Source organism: Nonomuraea sp. NPDC049695 (assembly GCF_040674955.1).
GTDB lineage: Bacteria > Actinomycetota > Actinomycetes > Streptosporangiales > Streptosporangiaceae > Nonomuraea > Nonomuraea helvata.
The window spans coordinates 89,398-95,401 of record NZ_JBFANV010000038.1 but is presented as its reverse complement, the minus strand read 5'-3'; the positions used below and the strand labels follow the sequence as shown (position 1 = coordinate 95,401).

The 6,004-nt window shown below is 71.0% G+C and carries 1 protein-coding gene; it reads right to left on the bottom strand.

Translation table 11 applies throughout. From position 1 onward, the window contains the following. Positions 1-5,960: RHS repeat-associated core domain-containing protein (locus AB0J64_RS29720; protein WP_364033791.1), on the bottom strand; the 5,960-nt coding region annotated here is incomplete at its 3' end. Between the last annotated feature and the right edge of the window lie 44 nt (positions 5,961-6,004).

The following is a 6,004-nucleotide window of genomic DNA, read 5'->3' as shown; positions in this document are numbered from 1 at the left end:
AGGCGAGAGGGGACGTCCACGCCGTAGGGGTCACCCTGTACCTCGCCGCCCTCTTCGCCGCCTCCATGAGCCCGGACCGGGCCGCCGCGTACGGCCGCCTTCCGCAGAAATGTCTTGCCCTGCTCGATGAGGACGTTGATCGCGATACCGCAGGCGGCGACACCGATAGGGCCGCCTTGGGTGCAGACGAGCGCCGTTATGATGTTGGAAACGACGATCAGCGAGTATGTGCCTGCTGTGCTGTCGAGGAATTCGCTGATGAACTTCACCACCGACCGTGGCAACAGGATGGTGCAGCTGAAGCGATTGCACCGCACGCCGACGAACGGGCTGATCCAGTCGAAGTCCGGCGGCTTCAGGCAGCCGATGGGAGACGTGAGGCTGCACTTTGAGGGGTCTTTCCCGAAGGGGGGAAGGGGAGGCAGGCCGGGGCCCGGTGGGTCCGGTATGCCAGCGTCCCCGCCCCAGTAGTCGCCGATCTTGTCCTTGATGGCGCACCAGCCGGAGCACACGCGGACTGGGCCGATGGGCGGAGGGTGGTAACCGCCGCCTCCGCCTGCGCCTCCGCCTCCGCCTGCGCGGCCGCCTCCGCCTCCGCCGCCACCACCACCGCCACCGCCTCCGCCTCCGCCTCCGCCTCCGCCTCCGCCTCCGCCTCCGCCACCGGGACGTGGGTAGTGGTCCTTGTCGTGATTGCTACCGGGAGGCGGGAAGTAGTCGCCGTCGCTGTTGCAGTCGCGGGCCGCCACGAGCGTCACCCGGCGGTCGTCGCCGCAGCCCGCCAGGCCGCTCGGGTCGCTGACGGTGACGGGTGTGTTGCCGGCGTAGCTGTAGCCGTGCGTCTGCTGGGGGTCGTCCAGCAGGAGCGGGTCGGTGGAGACGAAACGGCCGAGCTCTGGGTCGTAGTCACGGGCGCCGAGATGCGTCAGGCCGGTGCTCGCGTCCTCGGTCCCGCCGACGAAGGTCTTCTCGTCCGGCCAGCCCGCCGGGACCTGACCGCGCTCGTCCCCGAAGGGGGTGAGGCGCCGCTGGGTGACGGACTGGTTGGCGGCGTCGATGACGAGTTGCGTCGTCCCCTGGTGGTCGGGCACGAGGAAACGCACGCCGGAGGCGGAGTAGCGCATCGCCAGCGTCTGGCCGTCGTGCGTGTAGTAGCGGACCGCCGAGGGCTGGGCCGCCACGGCGGCGCCCGCCGCGACGCGTACTTCCATGCCGGGCAGATAGAGCGTGCTGCCGCCGGCGTCCCGGCGGATGAGCCGATCGTCGGTCGCGGAATAGACGAAGGACGTGTCGGAGTCCCCGGTGGAGACCTTCGCCAGCAGGCCCGCCGCGTCCCAGGTATAGGTCTTGTCCTGCGAACCGGCGTCCTGCGTGGTCAGGTTGCCGGCCGCGTCGTAGCCGAAGGTCTCCGTCCGGGCGCCCGCGCCGCCGGTCTGGGTGACCGACCCGAGCCGGTGACCCTGGCCTGCGGGGGCGTTGGCGTAGGACCGGGTGGTGTCGGCCGTGCCGCCGAGCCCGTGCAGGACCTCCTGGGTGCGGCTGCCGGTCACGTCGTAGGCGTAGCTGTGCCAGTACGGGGCAGGCCCGCCGACGGCGGAACCCGACGGAGCGGCGGCGCAGGTCGGCGTGGCCTGGCTCCATGCCTGCTGGAGTCGCTGGAACCGGTCGTAGGTGAAGCACTGGGTGTCGGTGCCCGAGCGGGACACGTCCGAGATCGAGGTGATGGACCCGGCCTGGTTGTGGGTGTATACCGCGTTGCGGTCCGTCCCGGTCACGCCCTCGCGTTCGGCGCGGGCGCCGGCCAGGCGACCCGTGCCGTACTCGTAGGTGAAGGTCTGCCACACCTTCTTGGCACCGGTGGACAGCTCGTACTGCAGGGGGCGTCCCGCCGCGGAATATGCGGTGGCGGTGACGTAGCTGCCGAGGTTGCTCGTGAGGCGAGTGGGCCGGGAGAGCTCGTCGTACGTGGTCGTGACGTTCTCGGCGGGCAGGTCGCCGGCCGCCGGGAAGCCCCGGGTGCGGACCGTGCCGTCCGGGTTGTAGGCGGTGGTGAAGGTGTAGCTCCCGGCCAGCGCCCCTTCCTCCTGAGGGATGACAAGGGTGTACTTCACCGCATGCCCGGCCGAGTCGTAGGCGTCGATCCGCTCGGTGTAGGCTCGCCCGCCCGAGTAGCGGGTCTGCGAGGCGAGCTCCCCCTTGCGTACGGTGTCGTAGGTGTAAGCCGCCATGAGGGTGCCCGTGACGGAGCCCTCGCGGATCTCGGTCACGCGGCCCAGCGGGTCGTAGACCGGTACAAGCGTGCGGCCCCGGGCGTCGGTGGTCTTGACCGGGCGGTCCAGGTCGTCGTAGGCCGTGACGGTGGTGCCGCTGTCGGGGTCGGCGGTACTAATCGTGCGGCCGCGCAGGTCGTAGGTGTAGGACCAGGTGTTGCCGGCGGGGTCGCGCATCGTGGCCTTCTGGCCCGCGGGGGTGTAGGTGTAGGTCGTCGCCTGGTACGGACCGGTCGGGGAAGCGCTGTCGTGCTGGCGAAGCGCCGTCCTGCGGCCCCGGGCGTCGGTGACGATGACCGAGGGCGTGGCGCCGTCGGGCGGGTCGATGGCCACCCAGTCGCCGCCGTACGTGGTGACGGTGCGCCACTTCTCCTGGACGTCGTTGTTGCCGACGACGAAGCGGCGCAGCGTCTCCCGATTCAGCCCGTCGTAGGAGAACGTCATCTGCGACTCGACGTCGCCGGGCGTGTCGACGCCGAACAGGGCGGCCTCCGGCTCGCCCGCCGCGTAGTAGAGGTCGTAGGTGCGGGCCGTGTTGCCGCGGCTGTCGTAGAAGGTGTCGGTGATGAGCCGCCCGCCGTCGGGCCCCTCGGCCTGCGTCTGGCGCGGGCGCTGCAGGCCGTCGAACAACTCCTGGGTCACGCGCCGGCCGCCCGTGGGGGTCAGGGTTCTGGTCGTGACCGCACCGATCTTGCCCTCGGCGACCTGATAGACGTGCTCGGTGTCGGGGGTGTCGGTGGTGGCGCGGCCGGGCAGCCAGACCCCGGTGAGGCGGCCGAGCGTGTCGTAGGCCAGGTGGGTAGTGCGCCCGGCCGCGTCCGTCCGGGCGGTGGCCAGGCCGAAGGCGGGGTCGAGGGTCTCGGTGGTGACGTGCGCGCTGGAGGCGTCTCCCGGAGTGACCGGCGGACTCGTGGTGATGGTCTTCGTGGTCAGGCCGGCGGTCTCGGTGTACGCGGTCGTGGTCGTGTGGCCGGCCGCGTCCGTGACCGCCGTGACCCGGCCGTAGCCGTCGTACGTGGTCCGGGCGGTCGGCACGTACGTGGCAGTGGTGCCGTCGTGCGCCGCGATCTTCTCCACCCGGGTGGCGTCCCCCTTGGCCGGAGCGGTGCCGAAGGCGCCTCCGTCGTAGAAGGTGCGCATGTCGGAGACGATCCCGTCGGGCCGGCTGGGCGTGGCGGAGCAGCGGACGGCGACCGTCTCGACGCGGGAGGGCAGGCTGCGGATCCACGCGGCGGCGTTGACCGCGTACGTGGTGCGGGTGCACAGGTCGTCGTCCTGGCGAGCGGTGTCGCCCTGGTCGTCGACCTGGGTCGGCACGCCCGTCACGGTGTCGTACGTCGTGTCGGTGCGGGTCTGCCGCCAGGCGCCGCCGTCCATGGCGGTCCAGGTGCGGACGGTGGCGGTCCCGGTCAGGACCGCGGCGGAGGTGCCCCAGGAACGGGTGCGGGAGGCGGTCTCGTGCTGCCAGGGCGTGTTGACGGTCTTGTCGTGGACGCTCCCGCCCGGCCCGGTGTAGACGGTGTGTTTCAGCTCGAATCCGGCCAGGGCGTCGGCGTCGGTGTACGTGCCGCCCTCTCCGTCGCCGATGGTGACGCTCTTGACGCCGCCCGAGGTGTTGAGCCGGTCACCGTCCATGCCCCGCAGGTACAGGTGGTCGTCGAGGGTGAGCGGCTGGCCGTCGCCGCCGGTGGTGACCTGGACCTGGCCGTAGCCGCGCCACTGCGACCAGGTCTTCTCCTTGGTCCTGGTCAGGCCGTCGTCATCGGCGAAGTGCCAGGCCGCCCCGCCCAGGTAGTTGTAGGTCGTGACCATGTCGGGGGCGCGGCCGGTGCGGTCGGATCGGATCACCTTGGTGACGACGTACTTGTGGAACCAGTCCTGGATCGGGCTGTCGTGTCCGGCCGGCTGCCAGATGGCGGGGAAACAGCGCTTGGTGTTGGTTTCGGGGGTGGGCAGGGCGGACAGGGTGCAGTCCTCGCCGGAGTACTCCACGTCGATCTGCCCGCCGTACTCGTCGTAGATGGCGCCGAGGCGGTATTTGATGAACGGCGGGATGTCGTCGCCGACGCGGTCGAGGCGGTTCCTCAGCTGCACGTGGTTGAAGGTGACCTCGGGGAGCGTCACCGGCGTGTCCGCCGCCTTGCCCGTGTGCTTGATCCCTTGCAGGAGCAGCGCCCTGTCGACGTCGGCGTCGCCCCACGCGTGCCGCAGCGCCCAGGTGTCGACGTCGCGGTAGCCGCCGTCCGCCCGCCGGATCTGGGTGGTGATGCCGGTGAGCCTCTTACGTGACCAGAACGTCGGGGAGATCAGCCCCTTCTTGGTGCATTCCGTGGCGCAGTTCTGGTCCCAGGGCACGTCGGACCACTTGTCCGGCGAAGTTGTGATCTTGGTGGGAGCGCAGTCGAACGTGCTGTCCGCGACGCACCGCTCGGAGGTGGTGAACACCACCTTGGCCGGCGGGGCGGTGAACAGGCTGTCGGCGCGTAGGCCGTACTCAATGCGGCTCAGCTGGCCGCCGCGCTCGTAGGCGACGTCGTCGGTCAGGGAGACGTCGCGCCCGTAGTGGTTGCTCTCCTTCTCGTAGTAGTAGGCGATGGCGTTGCCGTGCGGGTCGACGACGTAGTCGAGGTTCCACCGCCACGCCTGCTGGCACGACGACTTCGCGAACCCGCCCGCGTCGTAGCACGGCTCGCCGGAGTTGTTGCCGAAGACGGGCACCGTCCAGGCCGATTCCGTCTGGGCACGGCCGGTGGCCCAGCCGGGCAGCCGGTTCCTGCCGAAGAAGTACTGGGTGCCGTCGGTCGTGGTGGCCTTCCAGTACTCGCCGTCGTTGTCGCCGTTCTGTGTGCCGGTCACCTTCTCGAAGCGGGTGCCGTCGTCGCCGCGCATGCGCCAGGTGCCGTCGGCGGCCTTGATCAACTCGCCGCCCTTGCCGTTCCAGGTGACGGTCGCGTTGTCGTACGCCCAGCACTGGTCGCCGGGATCGACGCCGTTGCTCTTGGGCGCCCCGTCGTCCGCGCACCCTTTGTAGCTGCGCTCGACGTAGCCGGGCCACAGGTCGAAGCCCTCGCCCACCCACGAGGACTGGTTGTTGGTGCTGGCGGTGCGCCCGTCCTCGGAGCTGGCGGAGTAGCCGATCGCGAGCTGCGGGGTCAGCCCGCCGGGCACCGGTGGCACCCGCATCGGGTACGACCAGGTGAAGTCGCCGGAGTTCCCGCCGCCGTTCCAGGTCGCCGTCGCGGCCAGCGGCGTCGCACGGTAGTCGCCGAGCGCGCTCGCGGGACCGGCTTCGGCGGCGAGCACCGCGGAGCCGGCCTGGACGTCGGCGGTCAGAGTCCGGGCTTCCGCATCGTTGCCCGCGGTGACCGGCGTGGCGGTGCGGCACTCGTCCACGTCGGGAGTGGTCAGCGCGCAGCCCGGCAACCGGACGAGCCGAAGGCGGGAACCGTACGAGCCGCCGTAGGCGCGGGTGATCGCGTCATAGGAGACCCGCACCTCGGACAGTCCCGGGCTGTCGACGGTGAACAGCAGCCCGCCCACGCCGGCCTTCGCCGCGACGTTCCTGTCGAGGACGCGTACCCTGGCGTTTCCCGTCGCGCGCACCGCGGTGGCGTCGTTCTCGGACGGCCACCGGGGCTGCGACACGCTCTTGCCCACGGCGGGGTCGGGGGTGCGCGGACGGACCGCCACGCGCTCTCCCCGCACCGTCCGATGGTGGTCGACGACCTCCGGCG